Genomic DNA, 18,331 nt, shown 5'->3' with positions numbered 1-18,331 from the left:
TATTTTAAATTTTGGAGTAGATTTAAGCGCTTTCGCTTTTTTACTGAATTCTTCGCGTATCCTGGCCCCTACCTATTCAACTGGGTTATTGATGGGTACGATCCTTCATTCAATCGACTTGCAGAACAAATTCAAAGGGTTTGATTATCAAAACCCTTTATTTGGTTGTATTTTTGCCATATAATATATAATAAAGTATATGGGCTATTCATTTCCTAAACGAGCCCTACATTCATTTATTAAAAGGTAGTCCATGAGAAAATCTATTTTTATCGCTTTTGGAGCGGGTATTTTACTGGTTTCCTATTTTAGTTGGGACGGGATATTCGGTTCTAAAGTCGACTATAATGCCGAGGTGAAGCCCATCCTTAACAAACATTGTATAGGTTGTCATGGAGGAGTAAAAAAAGCGGGGGATGTTAGCTTCTTGTTCGAAGAGGATATGTTGCAGCCCGGGAAGTCGGGAAAGCCTGCGGTGGTACGGGGCAATGCCCATGCCAGCGAAATGATACGACGCATAGAAACCAGCGACCCCGACGACCGGATGCCCAAAAATGCGGAGCCTTTAGCCCAGGAAGATGTGGACATTCTGAAACGGTGGATCGACCAGGGGGCCACCTGGGAAAGACATTGGGCCTATAAAAAGGTAGATCGTCCCGAGCTCCCCAGCCTCCGAAACCTCAGCAATCTTTTTGGCCTGCTAGACCTCAACACTTCGAGCTGGCCTCAAAATGCGATCGATTACTTTGTGCTCGACCGACTCCGGAAAGAAGGGCTGTCTCCTTCGGAGAAGGCGGACAAGGCCACGCTAATTCGCCGGGTTAGTTTGGACCTTACAGGCTTGCCGCCTACTCCCCAACAGGTGGCCGACTTTGTAGCCGACGACTCCGACGATGCCTATGAACGGTTGGTGGATGGCCTGCTGGCAGCTCCTAGTTTTGGGGAGCGCTGGGCCGCCATGTGGATGGATCTGGCACGCTATGCCGATACGAAGGGGTATGAGAAAGATGGTCCCCGGAATATTTGGCGCTACCGCGACTATGTGGTGAAGGCCTTTAATGCCGATAAGCCCTTCGATACTTTCACCATTGAGCAGCTGGCAGGGGATTTGCTTCCTGCCGAGTCGGCGAATTTGCCTTCTCGCGAAAATCTGGTGGCAACGGGTTTTCACCGCAATACGATGAATAACGATGAAGGAGGTACCGTCGATGAGGAGTTTAGGGTGGCCGCACAAATAGACCGGGTCAACACGACCTGGGAGGTATGGACCGGCACTACCTTCGCTTGTGTGCAGTGCCATAGCCACCCATACGACCCTATTTCTCATGAGGAGTACTATAAGTACATGGCGTTTTTCAATAACACCCGCGATGAGGATGTCCCCACCGAGTCGCCCGCATTGCGTATTTATCCATCCGACGACTCCCTGAGGGTCCAGGAAGTGCTTTCCTGGATAGAAGGTCATGATGCAGGCGTAAAAAAAGAATTTGCTGAGTTTCTATATGTCATGGAGCCTAAGGTGAATTCCCATGATTTTGACAGCCTGGTTAACGCCACCATGATAGATGGGAAATATTTAGGATTAAAACAAAGCAGTTCGGCTAGGCTGAAAAGAGTGACGCTTACTGGCAAGACTTCTTTAATGCTCTCGGTGAGTACCGGCGCCGAGGGACCTACCTTACAGGTACGGACTGGGGCGGTAGACGGGCCTGTGCGTGCCCAGGTGAGGCTTACTAAGCCCTGTCGCGATAGTGTCCTCATATTGCCTATGTCCCCGCAGGATGGGAAGCATGATTTGTATTTTACAATGACAAGCCCTAAGACCCCGGATCGGTGGGTGCAAATTAAGTGGGTGTCGTTCCAGCAGCCACTCCCAGGAGCTCAGGAGCCAGGTTATGAGCAGGTCCTTAGGCAGTACGTAAGCTTAGTGGCCAAGCGGGTAGAAGAAATGCCCATATTATGGGATGGAAAGGGGGATTTGGCTAGGAAGACTCATGTATTTGAACGTGGCAATTGGCTAGTAAAAGGACCGGAAGTGCAGCCTGGAGTACCCGGCTTGTTTCCCGACTTACCAGCCGAAGCTCCCAAAAATAGGCTTGGTATGGCTCAGTGGCTGGTAAGTCGCAACCATCCACTTACCGCCCGGGTCATTGTCAACCGATTCTGGGAGCAGATCTTCGGATACGGTATCGTAGAAACGGTTGAGGATTTTGGTTCTCAAGGGAGTCCTCCTACCCACCAGCAACTTCTCGATTGGCTGGCAGTAAGCTTTATGGAAGACGACGGGTGGAGTGTCAAGACCCTGCTAAAGAGAATTGTGCTTTCGGCCACCTACCAGCAGAGCTCCCAAACCAATCAGGAACAACTAGAAAAGGATCCCTATAATTATTGGCTTTCTCGCGGCCCACGGGTACGGCTGAGTGCCGAACAGGTCCGCGACCAGGCTTTGGCCATCAGTGGGCTATTGTCCAAAAAAATGTATGGTCCCAGTGTGATGCCACCCCAGCCCGATGGCATATGGCAGTCGCCCTACAGTGGAGAAAGGTGGCTATTAAGTGAGGGCGAAGACCGCTACCGCAGGGCACTCTATACCTACTGGAAGCGCACCTCGCCCTATCCCTCTATGACCACCTTCGATGCGCCAAGTAGGGAGTTCTGCCAATCGCGGCGTATCCGGACCAATACTCCTTTACAAGCCTTGGTAACGCTAAATGATCCCGTCTATATGGAGGCATCTGAGCGGCTGGCAACCCTGATGAATCAAAAAGGGAAAACGCCTCGGGAACAACTGAAGGAAGGTTATCAGCTTCTGACCTTTCAGCCTATAGAAGAACAGAGCCTGAAGGTGCTCGAGAAAGTATATCATCAGGCTTTGACGGCCTACCGCAAAAATCCCGCTGAGGTGGACAGCATTTTGGTCTATGGGGCCACAAAGACTCCGGAATTGGCGGCGTTGTCGGTGTCGGCCAATGTGATGCTCAATTTGGATACGGTGGTCACCAAGGAATAAGAATCAGAAGCTTAAACATTAATGAGGCTATTGCAATGGAAAAACTGATAAAGGAATTAGAATATAGGCGTGTAGAGCAGCAAACCCGTCGTCATTTTCTTAGGAACTGTGGCTTTGGACTAGGAGCCTTGGGACTCGGATCCCTATTGGGGTCCTGTGACTCGGGCGCCAGTAAGACTGCCCAGGTAGCGGGTGGTAAGGTTCCTCACTTTCGCCCTACAGCCAAGCGGGTCATATATATCCATATGGCCGGTGCTCCTTCTCAGCTCGAACTTTTCGATTATAAGCCTGAGCTCGTAAAATACGATGGGGTCGACTGCCCTGCCGAATTTTTGGAGGGCAAGAAATTCGCCTTTATACAAGGGGTTCCCAAGATGCTCGGGCCGCAGGGGAAGTTTAAACAATTCGGAGAGTCAGGAGCTTGGATGTCCGACTATGTCCCGTATATGCATGACTTAGCCGACGACCTTACCTTTATCAAGTCCATGCATACCGATCAGTTCAACCATGCTCCCGCTCAGCTACTGATGCATACTGGTGGGGCCCGGCTTGGTCGTCCTAGCCTGGGAGCCTGGGCGGCCTATGGCCTAGGCTCCGAGAATAATAACCTTCCTGGCTTTATAGTGCTCACCTCTGGGGGAAAACAGCCCGATGCTGGCAAAAGTATTTGGGGGAGTGGGTTTCTGCCCTCGGTATACCAAGGGGTACAGTGCCGTACCGGAGGCGATCCCGTCCTGTATGTGTCCGACCCCAATGGTATTAGTAGGGATATGCGTAAAAATACGATAGAGGCTATCAATGAAATTAACCGGCAGACCTATGAGCAGGTGCAGGATCCGGAGATCCTCACCCGGATCAGTCAGTACGAAATGGCCTTTCGAATGCAAATGTCGGTGCCCGAGGTGATGGATGTGTCCAAAGAGCCTCAATATATTCGTGATATGTACGGAGTGAAGCCTGGAGAGGGTTCTTTCGCCTTAAATTGCCTACTGGCTCGTAAGCTGATCGAGAATGATGTCCGATTCGTTCAGCTCTTCGACTGGGGCTGGGACGGTCACGGAACCAGTGCCGCCGATAATGTGGGGGGCGGCCTGCATGAAAAATGTCGCCAGACCGACCAGCCCGTAGCCGCTCTACTCCAAGACCTCAAAATGAGGGGCTTGCTCGAGGATACTTTAGTAGTATGGGGAGGGGAGTTTGGTAGGACGCCCATGCAGGAAAATAGAAATGGATTAGTAATGCCCTACATGGGTAGAGATCACCACCTCGATGCTTTTACGGTCTGGATGGCCGGAGGGGGTGTGAAAAAGGGCTTTACGCATGGTGAAACGGACGAATTGGGGTATTATGGCGTCAAAGATCGGGTACATGTCCACGACCTTCAAGCTACGATTTTACACCTGATGGGCTTTGACCATGAGCGGTTTACCTATCCTTTCCAGGGCCGTAACTTCAGGCTTACCGATACCGAAGGCAAGGTTGTTAAGTCAATTCTTGCTTGATATACCCAAGGAGCGTATAATAAATAGATATACTTAATAATTATTATCGATGGACTTTTCTTTTTTTCAGGATTCGGGATGGGCTACTTTTATCGGTCGATTTCACCCTATTTTGGTTCATTTGCCCATTGGGTTTTTGCTGATAGCGGCCTTGCTCGAGGTAGGCCGGCGAATGGGCCGCATACAGGTCAATGAAAGTACCATTTCATTTGTACTATTTTGGGCGGCAGTGGGTGCTACATTTTCATGTATTGCAGGCTATCTGTTGTCGCTGAGTGGAGGCTACGACGAAGCCCTGCTAAGCGACCATAAATGGCAAGGGATAGGCGTGGCCGCTTTTGCCTGGATCGCCTGGTTGGTGAAGTCCGACTTTATAGGCGAGCGAATTCCTTTTGGACCCTTATTCTATTTGCCAGCATTTGCCCTGGCCACTGTGCTCACACTTACGGCGGGGCATCATGGCGGATCACTCACCCATGGCGACGACTACCTGACCCAGTACACGCCCGAGCCATTCCGTACCCTGGCAGGAATGGAGCCTTTGAACACCAAAAAAGGAGAAATTCAGCCCATTGCAGATATTCAACAGGCCGTCGTTTACCAGGATATCGTACAACCCATCCTCGAAGCCCGCTGTACCCAATGCCATAATGCCTCCAAGAAAAAAGGAGACTTACGCATGGACGAATATGCCATGCTTGTGAAAGGGGGAGAGAATGGACCCATCATGGTAGCAGGAAAGGGTGGAGAGAGTGATATGATCAAGCGGTGCCTATTGCCCGAGAGTGACGACAACCACATGCCCCCCAAAGGGAAGCCGCAGCTGACTACCGAGCAGATCACCCTGCTCTCCTGGTGGATAGACCAAGGAGCTCCGGCCGACAAAAAAGTAGCCGAACTTACCGTGTCCGATCCCGTAAAACCCTTGTTGGCTGCCTTACAGTCGGGAGGTGCCGCTGCCGCCGGATCGGTAGCCGAAGCATCGGCCATAGACGGCCTGGAAGTAAAGGCTGGGGACCCTCAGGCCATTGCTAAGCTTACCCAGGCGGGTTTGATCGTGCGTACCATTTCCGCTGGACAAAACCTTCTAGAAGTGAGTGCCGTAAATGTACCCAGTTTTAATGACCAACAAATGGCCCTACTCATGCCTCTGGCCGATCAGGTTGCCTGGTTGAAATTGGGTCGTACGAGTTTGAGTGATAAGGGGGTAGCGCAAATAAGTAAATTAAAAAACCTCAATAAGCTACACCTAGAATATACGGGAATTACCGATGCCGGATTGGCCGGAATAAAGGCCCTGCCCAAATTAGAATATATCAATCTGGTAGGCACGAAAGTGTCCGATCAGGGTATTAAGTCGGCCGTAGAAATGAAAAGGTTGCGGTCCTTATATGTATGGCAAACGGAAGTTACGGATAGTGTCATAAAATTGCTAGCGAAGGAGCATCCTCAAGTTGTTATTAATAATGGCATGAGCGAGGAGTCTATCGCTGCCTTCGTGACGGCCGGGGATTCCATTTACTCTAAATTAGATCAGAAAAAAGCCCAGTAAACCCATTTCGAAAGGCTTTTTTAAACGAAAATAGTATGATGAACCGACGTAACTTTATGGCAACTACTTTGGCCGGAGGGGGCGCCCTATCGGCTTTGCAGGCCATGGGAGCGGAGACTCCTTTCGAAAACCATTCAGGTAAAAAGCTTTCCTTAAAAGTGCTGGGGACCAACTGGGGGTTCAAAGGGACCGTCGATGCGTTTTGTGCTGCAGTAAAACAGGAAGGCTACGATGGCATAGAGATGTGGTGGCAAAGTGGGCAAGAAAGGCGCAAAGAATTATTTGCTGCCATTAAGAAATACGATCTAGAAATTGGTTATTTATGTGGTAGCCATGATGCTGATTTTAAGAAGCACTTCGAGGCTTTTAGAAAGGGAGTAAATGAAGCCGCCACACAGTCGGAGCGCAAGCCACTGTATATTAATTGCCACAGTGGCCGCGATTACTTTAGCTTTGAAGAAAACCAAGCGCTTATTGACCATACCCTAGAGGTATCGGCCAAGACCGGCATCCCTATTGCCCACGAAACCCATAGAAGCCGCATGCTTTTTGCGGCTCATATTGCCAAAAGATTTTTGGAGGAGAATCCAGCCATGAAGATTACCCTCGATATCTCGCACTGGTGCAATGTACACGAAAGCTTGTTGGCCGATCAGCCTGAGGCCGTTAAGCTGGCATTGGAGCGGACCATTCATATTCATGCCCGAGTGGGGCACCAGGAAGGCCCGCAGGTGAGCGATCCTCGTGCTCCCGAGTGGGCTACGGCAATGAAGGCACATTTGGACTGGTGGGATACGGTAGTGGCCTACAAAATACAAAATAATGAGCCCCTTACGGTGCTCACCGAATTTGGGCCACCGGCGTATTTGCCCACGATGCCCTATACCAACTTACCCGTGGCCGACCAATGGGGTATCAATGTCCATATGATGCAGCTATTCAGGGAGAGGTATCTAAAATAACAGGGCAAACTCCTAACAGAACTTGTTAGCGTTTTCTTTCTAATAAGTCCAAAATCGATTGTAGGCCAGTAGCATCCTCTTGGGTGAAATCGGCCAGTCGGTCGCTATCCACATCCAGTATCATGGCTACTTCGCCCTTGGCGTCGAAAACAGGAAGTACAATCTCAGATTTGGATGCGGAGTTACAAGCGATATGGCCTGGAAACTGATCGACATCGGGCACCAAGATGGTTTGTTTTTGAGAGTAAGACGTGCCACAAACGCCCTTATTGGGCTTAATGCGCGTGCATGCGATGGGGCCTTGGAAAGGGCCTAGTACGAGCTCCCCCTCTTTGGCAATATAAAAACCTACCCAAAAGAAATCGAAGGCCTCCTTTAGAACCGCCGCTATATTAGCCAAATTGGCTATCAAATCGGGCTCGTCGGATATGAGTGCCTCTATTTGTGGGCGAATGGCCTCATATATATATTTGCGTGCTTCCCCCTTGGGGATAATCAGTACTTCTGCCATTGGAATGGAATTGTTTGCCTGTCAACAATGCAAGCTCAACAAAAGTGCCGTAAGGCAGGACATCTGTGAGGATTTAATAAGCGTGGATCTCAATTATATTCAAAAAGTACTGTAATTGTACTTCAATTCCCCATAAAAAGCCGTTATTTTGGTAGATAGTATGTACCAAAAGAAAGTTATTAAATGGCAGAGCACCATATCTTGCTGATGGATGGCCCCGATCATAAGGGGCTTATTTACCAGGTTACAAGAATTCTATTTGAGCACAATCAGAATGTCATTCGCAACGACGAATATGTAAGCCCTTCGGGTTATTTTTTTATGCGTACGGCCTTTAGCGGGGATGTGGTAGTAGCGGATTTGTTGCAGATACTTAAGAAGGAGCTTCCTGAGGGACTGAACCTGCGAATTAACCCGAACAAGAAAAAGGACATCGTGGTAATGGTAACCAAAGAGCACCATTGCTTGGGAGATTTGCTGATCCGGTATGCCTTCGACGAATTGGATGCCAATATACTAGCCGTGGTGAGCAATTATAATATCCTACAACCTCTGGTCAGCAAGTTTGGTATTCCTTTCCATTACATTACCCATGAAAATAGGACCCGGGAGGAGCACGAAGAAGCGATATTAAGGACGCTGGACGTGTACCGCCCCGAATTTTTGGTGTTGGCCAAGTACATGCGTATCATTACTCCAACTTTTGTGGATCAGTTTCCTAATCGGATTGTTAATATACATCATTCATTTTTGCCTGCCTTTATTGGGGCCAATCCCTATCGACAGGCTTATGAAAGAGGGGTGAAGATTATAGGTGCTACGGCGCATTTCGTCAATAACCACCTCGACGAAGGGCCCATTATTGCTCAGGATGTAAAGTCGGTGGATCACCGTCAGACGGCCTCCGATATGGCTACGCTCGGAAAAGAAACCGAAAAGAGTGTACTTTCAAAGGCCCTCAAACTGGTATTCAACGATCGGGTTTTTATTCATCAGAACCGTACCATTATTTTATAGGCACAAAAAAAAGCCCTTAGTCAGAATCACCGAGGGCTTTTTGTAATCTGATGGATGTTATTGAATATGTAATGATACAAAATAATATCCAAAAGATCAAATTCATTTTCAGGAGGTTATCCTGTTCTATTTAAACGGCGGCATAGGCTTTTGAAAGGTCTACTAGGTCGGCGTCGTTCACTTCTTTTTTGATATCGGCTACCTCTAAGAACCTTGCATATAGCTCGTCTACAGCCTGTTTTTCATAAGAAAAGCCCAATAGCTCCAGACGGTGTTTCAGGGCATGGCGACCGCTGCGGGCCGTCAGTACGATGTCCGATTTGTCGACACCCACGTCCTGAGGGTTCATGATCTCATAATTAAGATTATGCTTTAGGAAGCCATCTTGGTGTATTCCCGACGAATGGGCGAAGGCGTTGCGCCCAACGATAGCCTTATTGGCCTGTACGGGCATACGCATCATTTTGGATACCAGCTGGCTGGTAGGGAATATCTCTTGGGTGTTTACGCCCGTTTCCAATCCTAGTTCGGGATGCACCTTAAGGGCCATCACCACTTCTTCTAAAGAGGTGTTGCCGGCACGCTCGCCGATGCCGTTGAGGGTAACCTCTACTTGGCGGGCTCCCTGGCTGATACCCGCTATGGAGTTGGCAGTGGCTAGTCCTAAGTCGTTATGGCAGTGGATGGAGATAATGGCTTTATGGATATTGCTTACATTTTCGAAGATATATTTAATCTTCCCACCGTACTCATCGGGCAAGCAATAGCCCGTCGTATCGGGGATATTGACCACCGTGGCCCCGGCTCCAATAACGGCTTCTACCAATTGGGCTAGGAATACCAAATCGGCACGGCCGGCATCTTCACAATAGAACTCCACGTCTTCTACCTTGCTTTTGGCATATTTGGTAGCAGCAACGGCACGTTCAAGGATCTTTTCTCGGGTGGTGTTGAACTTGTGCTGTATGTGAATATCCGAGGAGCCTATGCCCGTATGGATACGGCCTCTTTGTGCGTATTGCAAGGCATCGGCTGCGGCGTCGATGTCGCCTGTTACGGCTCTGGACAACGCACAGATAATGGGTTCGCGAACGGCTTTGGAAATTTCGACCACCGAGCGGAAGTCACCAGGGCTCGATACCGGGAAACCGGCCTCGATCACGTCAACACCCAGCTTTTCGAGTTGCCGGGCTACAACGATTTTTTCATCGGTGGTTAACTGGCTGCCGGGCACCTGCTCGCCATCTCTTAAGGTGGTATCGAAGATTTGAACTCTCTGACTCATTGCTGGGTATGGTGAATATGTAATGGATAACTAATTTACGAAATTTATCAGGCAATATAAAACCCTTTCCTATTAAGAGAAAGGGTTTTGGGTCGAATCATCACAAGGCCTTTCTCTTCTTAAAAAAGATTTAGGAGGAGATCAGTCTGCTGAGATTCGGGATAATTCATAGTTTTATCTGTTTGCGAAATTTCGCTGCTTGCGATTTTCTTCTGCAAAGAAAGCATAAGTTTTATTTCAAACAAATAATATTTGGCAAAACTTCGATAAAATTAGAGCCGTTTTAATAATTCTTCTCCAGCAGCCTCGGTATTGAGGATTTTGTCGGCCGGGGTGTTGGCGTCAGCGATATCGCGGGTTCTGAATCCATCTTTCAGCAATTGGTCTACTGCCGCAATAATGGCATTAGATTCGTCTTTTAGCCCGAAGGAGATATCTAATAGTAAGGCAGCCGAAAGCACTGAAGCTAAGGGGTTAGCCACTCCTTTGCCGGTAATGTCGTGTGCCGAGCCGTGGATCGGTTCATAAACTCCCGTGCTGTCGCCTACCGATGCCGAGGCAAGCATGCCCATGGAGCCGGCTATTTGGCTGGCTTCGTCGGTAAGGATATCGCCAAATAGGTTGGCAGTTACCACTACGTCGAAACGCTTAGGGTCCTTGATGAGCATCATGGCGGCGGCATCCACAAAGATATGCTCTACGGTAACCTCAGGATATTCGGGAGCGATGGCCTGAACCACTTCTCTCCAAAGGCGGCTCGATTCTAAAACATTCGCTTTGTCAACTGAGCACAGACGCTTGCCGCGGGTCATGGCGGCTTCAAATGCACGTCGAGCAATGCGCTCTACCTCATATTTGCTGTATTCGGCTATGTCGTAAGCGGTATCTCCATCGTTCTTGCGACCTTTTTCTCCAAAGTAGATATCGCCAGTTAGCTCTCTAAAGAATAGTATGTCCGATCCTTTTAGGATTTCAGGCTTGATGGAAGAGGCGCTTAGCAACTCATCGAACAATTTAATAGGGCGTAGGTTAGCGTATAAGCCTAGTTCCTTGCGCATTTTTAGTAGTCCTTGTTCGGGGCGTACCTTAGCCGAAGGGTCGTTATCGTATTTGGGATGCCCTACCGCACCGAATAAAACGGCGTCTGAAGCGCGCATTTTTTCTAGGGTCTCATCGGGTAGCGGGTTGCCGGTGGCTTCTATGGCTACATGGCCTATGAGGGCCTCGTCGTATGTAAACTCATGATTGAATTTTTCGGCAATTCTTTCTAAAACTTTCTTACCTACTGCCGTTACTTCTTGTCCGATACCGTCGCCGGGTACGATTAATATGTGTTTTTTCATTTTTTATTCTAAATAGATACTGGTTGGTCGTGAACGTTAATATTGGGGAATCCCAAATTTAAATAATATTGAGCATTTTCTGGGTGGCCTTAATGGCCGACACCGTCTGGTCGGAGTCTAACCCGCGGGTCTTGGTCTCCTTGCCTTTGATGCTCCAGGTAATGATGGTCTCGCAAAGGGCATCGGTATTTCCTCCTGGCGGTATGCGCACTGCGTAGTCTAGCAGCATGGGGAGTTCGATACATTTTTTGCTATATACTTTTTTAACCGCATTCATAAAGGCGTCGTACTGCCCGTCGCCTTGCGCGATCTCTTCAAATAGCTCCTCTCCAAAGCTGATCTGGACCGTTGCCGAGGGCTTAAGGTTTTTAGAATGTGTAAGCACGTAATTTTGAACGACCACCTTCTCCTCGATAGCGCTGCTGTCGAGCACATCGGAAATGATATAGGGGAGGTCTTCTGGGGTCACTACCTCTTTTTTGTCCCCCAGCTCTATGATTCGTTGAGTGACTTTCTTAAGGTCAATGTCGGTGAGGGTGATGCCCAGGTCCTTTAGGTTGTTTTCTATATTAGCCTTTCCGGAGGTCTTTCCTAAGGCATATAGGCGCAGGCGTCCAAACCGCTCCGGCATCAGTTTGCTGAAATAGAGGTTGTTTTTCTTGTCGCCATCGGCATGGATTCCCGCCGTTTGGGTAAAGACACTTTCGCCGGTAATGGGCTTGTTGGAAGGAATGCGTATACCCGAGAAGTTCTCTATAAGTTTGCTGATCGAATAAAGGGATTTCTCGACGACAGAAGTTTCGATTTCGGGCATAAAATCCTTGATCACCGCTATTGCGCTGGCCAAAGGGGCATTCCCGGCTCTTTCCCCCATTCCATTGACGGTCACATGCAGCCCATGTGCTCCCGCCCTGATCGCCTCCATCACATTGGCCGTGCTGAGGTCGTAGTCGTTATGGGCATGGAATTCGAAATGGGTACCAGGATAGCGGTCCACTACGGCCTTGGTATATTCGTAAGACTCTTTGGGAGTCAATACGCCCAAGGTATCGGGGAGCAAAATCCGCTTCACGGGTTGGGTGGTCAGGAAATCCAAGGCCTCATACACATACTCCGGGGAGTTGCGCATGCCATTACTCCAGTCTTCCAGATACACATTGCAGGCTATTTCATGCGACTGCGCCTGGGCGATTACCTTCGCGATATCGGCAAAATGCTCTTCAGGAGTCTTTTTGAGTTGATATTTTAAATGATTCAACGACCCCTTGGTCAGCAGATTCATGACTTTGGCTCCGGCACCGAGCATCCATTCGATAGACTGGTTGCCGTCTACAAATGTGAGCACTTCTATCTTATCGAGATAGCCGTTGGCTTTGGCCCAATTAGTAATCTTCTTTACCGCCTCAAACTCCCCTTCCGATACCCTGGCAGAGGCGACTTCTATACGATCCACCTTCACCTCCTGAAGCAGGAGTTGGGCGATCGTTAACTTCTCGGATGCCGAAAAGGACACGGCGCTGGTTTGTTCCCCATCGCGCAGGGTCGTGTCCATGATTTCAATATAGCGTATACTCATAAGACTGCCGGCCGTCGGCCGCCGGCTTTCGGCACTCGTTGGTTCAGAACCGACACGCCGAAAGCCGAAAGCTGATAGCCTATTAATAAATTCTTTTTGCTTCGAACTGACTGATTTCCTCCTTCATTGACTGTAGATAGTCGATATCATCGAAACCGTTGGTCATATTATGCTTCTTGTAGGTGTTGATATCGAAGGACTCGGACTCTCCGGTGGCTAGGATAGTGATCTTCTGCTGCTCCAAGTTCACCTCCAGCTCCGCTTTTGGATCGGCTTCGATAGCCTGGAAAATTTTATCCAGAAACTCGGGACTCACCTGTACGGGCAGTATACCGATGTTTAGGGAGTTGCCTTTGAAGATATCGGCAAAGAAGCTCGATACCACACAGCGGAACCCATAGTCATAGATAGCCCAAGCGGCATGCTCCCTGCTGGATCCGCTACCGAAGTTGTGGCCTCCAACGAGGATTTTCCCCGTATATATTGGGTTGTTCAACACGAAATCCTCCTTAGGGGTATCGTCGCCATTATAGCGCCAGTCTCTAAATAGGTTGTCCCCAAAGCCTTCGCGCTTGGTGGCTTTCAAGAAACGAGCCGGGATGATCTGGTCGGTATCCACGTTTTCGATAGGAAGTGGCACCGCCGTACTTTTAAGTATTGTGAATTTGTCGTAAGCCATATATTTGGGCTTTCGGCTAACGGCTCTCGGCTTTCAACCGCTTAGCTGTTAGTCTACAGCGTTTAATGTTTTTATTAATTGATATAATTGCTTCTTTATCGACACAATTTCTACTTGAAAGGTGTCGTAAATTTCCATTGATAGGTATCCTAGGTCTTTAGCCAAATAGATAAGATATTCCACTTCTTGGCAAGAACCAAAAGAGATACCTAGATACCTAGCGAATTCCTTTTCACTTATTTTCGCACAGCCTTCGCAAATATTCGTCGGAATCGAGGTTGCAGCCCTTCTTATTTGAGAGGTTAGTCCAAACCTTTCATCATTTGGGAATTTATTGGTAAGGATGTAAACTTTAAGTACCAGATTATGACTCTGTTCCCAAACACTGTATTTCCTAAAATCTCTCATCGGAAAGGGAATTAAAAGATTTCTACTCTCATATTACCAATTTTCCTGCCGATCCGACTACTCTCTGCCGAATGCCGACGGCCGTTGGCCGACAGCCGCTACATCAACTCCCTTGGGTCCGTTACGACACCGGTTACTGCTGCTGCGGCGGCTACCAATGGGCTGGCCAATAGGGTGCGGGCTCCGGGGCCTTGGCGACCTTCGAAGTTCCGGTTCGACGTACTTACGGCATATTTGCCAGCGGGAATCTTGTCGTCGTTCATCGCTAGGCATGCCGAGCAACCTGGCTGACGAAGTGAGAAACCGGCCTCCGTAAGGATGTCCAAAATTCCTTCTTCTTTGATCTGTGCTTCTACCACATGGGAGCCAGGAACGATCCAGGCCGTTACATGGTCGGCTTTTTTGCGGCCTTTTACGATGGAGGCGAAGGCACGGAAATCTTCGATACGGCCATTGGTACAGCTACCGATAAACACGTAGTCGATTTTCTTTCCTAGCATGGAGTCTTTTTCATGGAAGCCCATATAGTTCAAAGACTTTTCGTAGGTTGCCTTTCCGCTGCCAAGGTTCTCTCCCGAAGGGATATTTTGAGAAATCCCTTGTCCCATACCCGGGTTAGTACCGAAGGTGATCATCGGCTCTATGTCGGCGGCGTCGAAGGTATATTCTTTGTCGAAGGTGGCTCCTTCGTCGGTCTTAAGGGTTTTCCAGTACGCCAAGGCTTCATCCCATTTCTCTCCTTTAGGAGCGAACTCGCGGCCATTGATGTAGTTGAAGGTCGTTTCATCGGGAGCGATCATACCACCCCGGGCACCCATTTCGATACTCATGTTACATACGGTCATACGGCCTTCCATGCTCATGTTTTCGAAGACATCGCCTGCATATTCTACAAAATAACCCGTAGCTCCCGCCGTGGTTAGCTGTGAGATAACATATAAGGTTACGTCTTTGGGGGTAACTCCCTTGCCTAAGGTACCATTGACACTTACCCGCATTTTCTTAGGCTTGGGCTGCATGATACACTGTGAGGAAAGCACCATTTCGACTTCGGAAGTACCAATACCAAAGGCAATGGCACCGAAGGCTCCATGGGTAGAGGTATGGGAATCGCCACATACGATGGTCATACCGGGAAGGGTAATGCCATTTTCGGGGCCTACAACGTGTACGATCCCATTTTGTGCGTGACCTAAGCCCCAGTGAGAAATACCATATTGCGCGGAGTTCTCTTCCAAAGCCTTCAGCTGATTGGCCGAAAGTGGATCTTGTACCGGCAAGTGCTGGTTGATCGTAGGCGTGTTATGATCGGCCGTCGCAAAGGTGCGCTCGGGGTACATAACGCCTAGCCCACGGTTTTTAAGGCCTAAAAAGGCTACTGGGCTCGTTACTTCATGGATAAAATGACGGTCGATGAAAAATACATCTGGACCATCTTGGATCTGACGGACAACGTGGGCATCCCACACTTTGTCGAACAGGGTACTTGCTTGATTACTCATATTTTTTCAGGTAAAATTTCGCCAATTGAAACTCTTTAGAAGCCTTTAACCCTCTACTAGCGCAGAGGACTTCTGGGCTCCTCAAGATTTTACAATACAAAGAACCGGATATTTGGGCGATTTAGTATAACGTAAAACGCTCAAAAAATAGCGATTTTGGTTTTTTGTATAATGATGGGCGGGAATGGGTATTTCTAAAAGCTGAAGTTTCCACCCGGTTAGGTAGGGTTAATCGCAGGATATGATAACCCTATTGGGTTGACTGCCAAAGGTATACCTCCTTGTGGCGTAGGAGAGGGGGGATATTCCCCCTTTTGCTTTAGCCCAATTACTGATTTCTGGAGTCCAGAGGGTCTCCATCTTTTCTTCTTTTCAAAATATATAGAATCACCACCAACGCTATTAGAATAAGGCCTATGGAGCTGATGATCGACGTGCCTTCCGGATTAAGATAGATTTCGGCCACGGTGAGTGCCGTCAGAAGCATCACCAACACCACCACAAATTCTTTATTTCCAAACATAAGCTATACTTGATAATCGGATTAAGGATGCAAAATTAAGGGTTATCGACTAGGAATTGGAAAAGACGCTGCAAATATTTAGCAGGGGAGCCTCTGGCCTTACCCCCTCTTCGGCGTTCTGCCATATTTTTAGTTATAGGTCTTTATAAAATGCGACACGCTTTCCGGCTTGAGGTAATAGCTGTTCATCAGGAAAGACAAGTCGACTTTTTCCCCCTTATATAGTCCATAATAGGATGGAACGTAGCTGTTGAGAGGGCTCCAGCTCCAAGAGGTGCAACAGGAGTTCCTGGAATTTCAGGCGCAGGAAATGATTTTTAAGGGCCTCCCGGGAGTGAAAATAGGGGAAGATGGATTGGATGTTAACCGAACTAAAACAGATGTTTACCAAAGCGACAGACTAAAACAATCTGAATGCCCCCGCTCCCTATTTTTTAAAATTATTCTGCCAACCTGTATTTGGCACATTTGCAAAGACATACAAGCCAAGACAAAACCCAAACTTCACAAAAGATCCTAACTGCGTTCGTTCAGAAATAATTATGTTTTATATCGTATGAGTCAGGTTAAAGCTGACATACTTACTATGAATAATAAGTATTATAATTACTTTTCGTATCATTGTAGTCAGGTTATAGCTGACTTTTAAACTATGAAACATAAGTTAATATCTACACAATCAAATGAGATTCTGACTTTCTTTAATCAGATGAATAAGGATTGTTTTGATTATTCTGAGGCTATGGCAGCCCTACCTAATTCCAGTGATAGTGCTTTAAAGGAGCTTCTTAGCGACATGGTAAAAAGAGGGCTTCTGATGCGCTTAAAAAAAGGATTATACTACATCATACCTTATGAGCAAGAGGCAGAAACTTTTATGCCTGACTGGCATTTAATCGCAAAACCTTTGACAAAAGGAGTTGAGCATTACATCGGTTACTATTCTGCTTTACAAATACATAATCTGATAACCCAACCCTCTTTAAAGGAACAAATCGTAGTTGCAAAGCAGATGCGGCCATCAGCCCTGACGATTAAGAACACATCTTTTCAATTCATATATCACAACGAGAAACACTTTTTTGGTTCTAAGAAAATTTGGATTGATAGTTTCAATAAAGTGGAGTGCTCCGATCTTGAAAAGACATTTGTCGATTGTCTATTCAAACCTGATTATGCAGGAGGTATTGTTGAAGTTGCTAGGGCAATATACACGTCTAAGGACAAAATAAATTTCGAAAGGCTCCTTGAATATACTGAACATTTTAAATCACAAGCTGTGATTAAACGATTAGGATTCCTTCTTGAAGTACTCGAAATAAAATCGGGCATCACTAAAAAATTACAAAAATCGAAAACAGCTTCTTACGTCCTGCTAGATACCGAACTTCCGAAATCAGGCAAGATGATAAGCCGGTGGAGTATTCAGCAGAATTTAGAAATTGAAACCATTAAATCTGCCATCTACACATGATCAAGCCTGGCGAAATACAAAAAAAAGCACGAGAAGTTGGTGTGCGAGATCAGCAGATTGAGAAAGATTACATCCTTTCCTGGATACTGCAAGGCATTGCTCAACATGAACAGCTTTCAACAACCATAATTTTTAAAGGTGGTACAGCATTGAAGCAGGTGTATTTCGAAGATTATCGTTTTTCGGAAGACCTTGATTTCACTTTGCTCGATAATGATATTTCGAATGAACATATCTTTGGATGGTTCTCTGAAGTTTTTGAATACATTCAAGAAGAAGCCAATATACCTCTTAAGGTCATTGACAATAGTGAACATGAAGATGGAGGAATTAACTTCTACATTGGTTATGTCGGACCACTAGGAGGAATAGGGGCAAATAAACGAGTGAAAGTTGATATTTCAAGAAGCGAGCAATTACAGTTTGAACCCGTTTTGCAAGGCACTTTCTTGGGTTACTCAGATCAGGAAGATCACCTGTTGCTCTGTTACCCACTTGAAGAAGTTTTAGTCGAAAAGTTGCGTTCAATAATGCAGCGAATGCAAGCAAGAGACTTTTACGACATTTGGTATTTATTAGAAATTCATGAAATGGATGATGCTTTATATTCGATTGAATTCAGAGCAAAATGTGAAAGTAAAAATATTGACTCGACCGATTTTCATAACAAACTTGCACAGCGATTGCCACAATATAAGGGTCGTTGGAAAGCGTCTATGGCTGATCAAATTCCAGATTTGCCTGACTTTGATCAAGTTGTTAGGGAGGTAATGCGTCACTTAAAGAGTTTAGTATTATGAGCTATGAAATTTTAAAGGATATCAAAAATGATCGTTTCTTTGGGGAATCGGTCATTAAAGAGCGACTGACCAAAAGCCTTCAGTCATTTTCCCCCTCCTTACCTCCTCTTGGTGTTCTGCCATATTTTTTTTTATGGGTTTTTATAAAATGGGACACGCTTTCGGCGATTATTGAAAACAATCACCA

The 18,331-nt window shown here is 47.2% G+C and carries 16 protein-coding genes; 7 read left to right on the top strand and 9 right to left on the bottom strand.

Going from position 1 to position 18,331, the window contains the following annotated elements; all coding sequences use genetic code 11:
* Positions 1-253: 253 nt before the first annotated feature.
* From CLV98_RS18185 to CLV98_RS18170, 4 genes are read left to right on the top strand one after another with little or no spacing between them, the layout of a single operon-like run.
* Complete coding sequence (locus CLV98_RS18185) at positions 254-3,010, top strand: DUF1553 domain-containing protein (RefSeq protein ID WP_109676577.1); 2,757 nt, start codon at positions 254-256, stop codon at positions 3,008-3,010.
* A gap of 35 nt (positions 3,011-3,045) precedes the next feature.
* Positions 3,046-4,512 (top strand): DUF1501 domain-containing protein, encoded by a 1,467-nt coding sequence (locus CLV98_RS18180; RefSeq protein ID WP_109676575.1) that lies wholly within the window; start codon positions 3,046-3,048, stop codon positions 4,510-4,512.
* Between the two features lie 49 nt (positions 4,513-4,561).
* On the top strand, positions 4,562-6,064 hold the full coding sequence (locus CLV98_RS18175; RefSeq protein ID WP_109676573.1) for a c-type cytochrome domain-containing protein: 1,503 nt from the start codon (positions 4,562-4,564) through the stop codon (positions 6,062-6,064).
* Positions 6,065-6,099: 35 nt separating this feature from the next.
* Entirely contained in the window at positions 6,100-7,026 is a 927-nt protein-coding gene (locus CLV98_RS18170; RefSeq protein WP_229203448.1) for a sugar phosphate isomerase/epimerase family protein, read from the top strand.
* A gap of 25 nt (positions 7,027-7,051) precedes the next feature.
* Here CLV98_RS18170 and msrC read toward each other — a convergent pair whose 3' ends face one another.
* Positions 7,052-7,537, bottom strand: a complete 486-nt coding sequence (msrC, locus tag CLV98_RS18165) for a free L-methionine (R)-S-oxide reductase MsrC (RefSeq protein WP_109676571.1) — start codon at positions 7,535-7,537, stop codon at positions 7,052-7,054.
* A 207-nt stretch (positions 7,538-7,744) separates the two neighbouring features.
* Here msrC and purU point away from each other — a divergent pair, with 207 nt between their 5' ends.
* Positions 7,745-8,554, top strand: a complete 810-nt coding sequence (gene purU / locus CLV98_RS18160) for a formyltetrahydrofolate deformylase (protein ID WP_229203454.1) — start codon at positions 7,745-7,747, stop codon at positions 8,552-8,554.
* A gap of 130 nt (positions 8,555-8,684) precedes the next feature.
* Here the strand turns inward: purU and CLV98_RS18155 are convergent, their stop codons facing one another.
* From CLV98_RS18155 to CLV98_RS24215, 8 genes are all read right to left on the bottom strand, one after another.
* Positions 8,685-9,839 carry a 2-isopropylmalate synthase gene (locus CLV98_RS18155; protein ID WP_109676567.1) on the bottom strand — a complete coding sequence of 385 codons (1,155 nt, stop codon included), beginning with the start codon at positions 9,837-9,839 and terminating at the stop codon, positions 8,685-8,687.
* Positions 9,840-10,111: 272 nt separating this feature from the next.
* Entirely contained in the window at positions 10,112-11,182 is a 1,071-nt protein-coding gene (gene leuB, locus CLV98_RS18150) for a 3-isopropylmalate dehydrogenase (RefSeq protein ID WP_109676565.1), read from the bottom strand.
* 58 nt (positions 11,183-11,240) lie between these two features.
* Positions 11,241-12,758, bottom strand: coding sequence for a hydroxymethylglutaryl-CoA lyase-like TIM-barrel protein (locus CLV98_RS18145; RefSeq protein WP_109676562.1), 1,518 nt, complete (start codon positions 12,756-12,758; stop codon positions 11,241-11,243).
* A gap of 82 nt (positions 12,759-12,840) precedes the next feature.
* Positions 12,841-13,437 (bottom strand): 3-isopropylmalate dehydratase small subunit, encoded by a 597-nt coding sequence (gene leuD / locus CLV98_RS18140; RefSeq protein WP_109676560.1) that lies wholly within the window; start codon positions 13,435-13,437, stop codon positions 12,841-12,843.
* A gap of 48 nt (positions 13,438-13,485) precedes the next feature.
* Complete coding sequence (locus CLV98_RS18135; RefSeq protein ID WP_109676558.1) at positions 13,486-13,845, bottom strand: four helix bundle protein; 360 nt, start codon at positions 13,843-13,845, stop codon at positions 13,486-13,488.
* A 98-nt stretch (positions 13,846-13,943) separates the two neighbouring features.
* A complete protein-coding gene (gene leuC, locus CLV98_RS18130) occupies positions 13,944-15,347 on the bottom strand; it encodes a 3-isopropylmalate dehydratase large subunit (RefSeq protein ID WP_109676556.1) in 1,404 nt (467 codons plus the stop codon).
* A gap of 328 nt (positions 15,348-15,675) precedes the next feature.
* Entirely contained in the window at positions 15,676-15,870 is a 195-nt protein-coding gene (locus CLV98_RS18125; protein ID WP_109676554.1) for an LPXTG cell wall anchor domain-containing protein, read from the bottom strand.
* A 217-nt stretch (positions 15,871-16,087) separates the two neighbouring features.
* Entirely contained in the window at positions 16,088-16,261 is a 174-nt protein-coding gene (locus CLV98_RS24215; protein WP_374755197.1) for a hypothetical protein, read from the bottom strand.
* Positions 16,262-16,522: 261 nt separating this feature from the next.
* Here CLV98_RS24215 and CLV98_RS18115 point away from each other — a divergent pair, with 261 nt between their 5' ends.
* Entirely contained in the window at positions 16,523-17,344 is an 822-nt protein-coding gene (locus CLV98_RS18115; protein WP_109676552.1) for a type IV toxin-antitoxin system AbiEi family antitoxin domain-containing protein, read from the top strand.
* Entirely contained in the window at positions 17,341-18,144 is an 804-nt protein-coding gene (locus tag CLV98_RS18110) for a nucleotidyl transferase AbiEii/AbiGii toxin family protein (protein WP_109676550.1), read from the top strand. Before CLV98_RS18115 ends, CLV98_RS18110 begins: the two co-directional genes overlap by 4 nt.
* The last annotated feature ends 187 nt before the right edge of the window (positions 18,145-18,331 follow it).

It is taken from the genome of Dyadobacter jejuensis (assembly GCF_003149085.1).
GTDB lineage: Bacteria > Bacteroidota > Bacteroidia > Cytophagales > Spirosomataceae > Dyadobacter > Dyadobacter jejuensis.
The sequence above is the reverse complement of the archived record's forward strand: the minus strand, read 5'-3'. Positions and strand labels throughout refer to the sequence as shown.

Excerpts from the sequence above, each read along its gene's own strand:
- purU (WP_229203454.1), top strand. The coding sequence starts at position 7,745 with ATGGATGGCCCCGATCATAAGGGGCTTATTTACCAGGTTACAAGAATT.
- leuC (WP_109676556.1), bottom strand. The coding sequence starts at position 15,347 with ATGAGTAATCAAGCAAGTACCCTGTTCGACAAAGTGTGGGATGCCCAC.
- CLV98_RS18110 (WP_109676550.1), top strand. The coding sequence starts at position 17,341 with ATGATCAAGCCTGGCGAAATACAAAAAAAAGCACGAGAAGTTGGTGTG.
- CLV98_RS18155 (WP_109676567.1), bottom strand. The coding sequence starts at position 9,839 with ATGAGTCAGAGAGTTCAAATCTTCGATACCACCTTAAGAGATGGCGAG.
- leuB (WP_109676565.1), bottom strand. The coding sequence starts at position 11,182 with ATGAAAAAACACATATTAATCGTACCCGGCGACGGTATCGGACAAGAA.
- CLV98_RS18185 (WP_109676577.1), top strand. The coding sequence starts at position 254 with ATGAGAAAATCTATTTTTATCGCTTTTGGAGCGGGTATTTTACTGGTT.
- CLV98_RS18175 (WP_109676573.1), top strand. The coding sequence starts at position 4,562 with ATGGACTTTTCTTTTTTTCAGGATTCGGGATGGGCTACTTTTATCGGT.
- CLV98_RS18170 (WP_229203448.1), top strand. The coding sequence starts at position 6,100 with ATGATGAACCGACGTAACTTTATGGCAACTACTTTGGCCGGAGGGGGC.
- CLV98_RS18145 (WP_109676562.1), bottom strand. The coding sequence starts at position 12,758 with ATGAGTATACGCTATATTGAAATCATGGACACGACCCTGCGCGATGGG.
- leuD (WP_109676560.1), bottom strand. The coding sequence starts at position 13,437 with ATGGCTTACGACAAATTCACAATACTTAAAAGTACGGCGGTGCCACTT.
- CLV98_RS18125 (WP_109676554.1), bottom strand. The coding sequence starts at position 15,870 with ATGTTTGGAAATAAAGAATTTGTGGTGGTGTTGGTGATGCTTCTGACG.
- msrC (WP_109676571.1), bottom strand. The coding sequence starts at position 7,537 with ATGGCAGAAGTACTGATTATCCCCAAGGGGGAAGCACGCAAATATATA.
- CLV98_RS18115 (WP_109676552.1), top strand. The coding sequence starts at position 16,523 with ATGAAACATAAGTTAATATCTACACAATCAAATGAGATTCTGACTTTC.
- CLV98_RS18135 (WP_109676558.1), bottom strand. The coding sequence starts at position 13,845 with ATGAGAGATTTTAGGAAATACAGTGTTTGGGAACAGAGTCATAATCTG.
- CLV98_RS18180 (WP_109676575.1), top strand. The coding sequence starts at position 3,046 with ATGGAAAAACTGATAAAGGAATTAGAATATAGGCGTGTAGAGCAGCAA.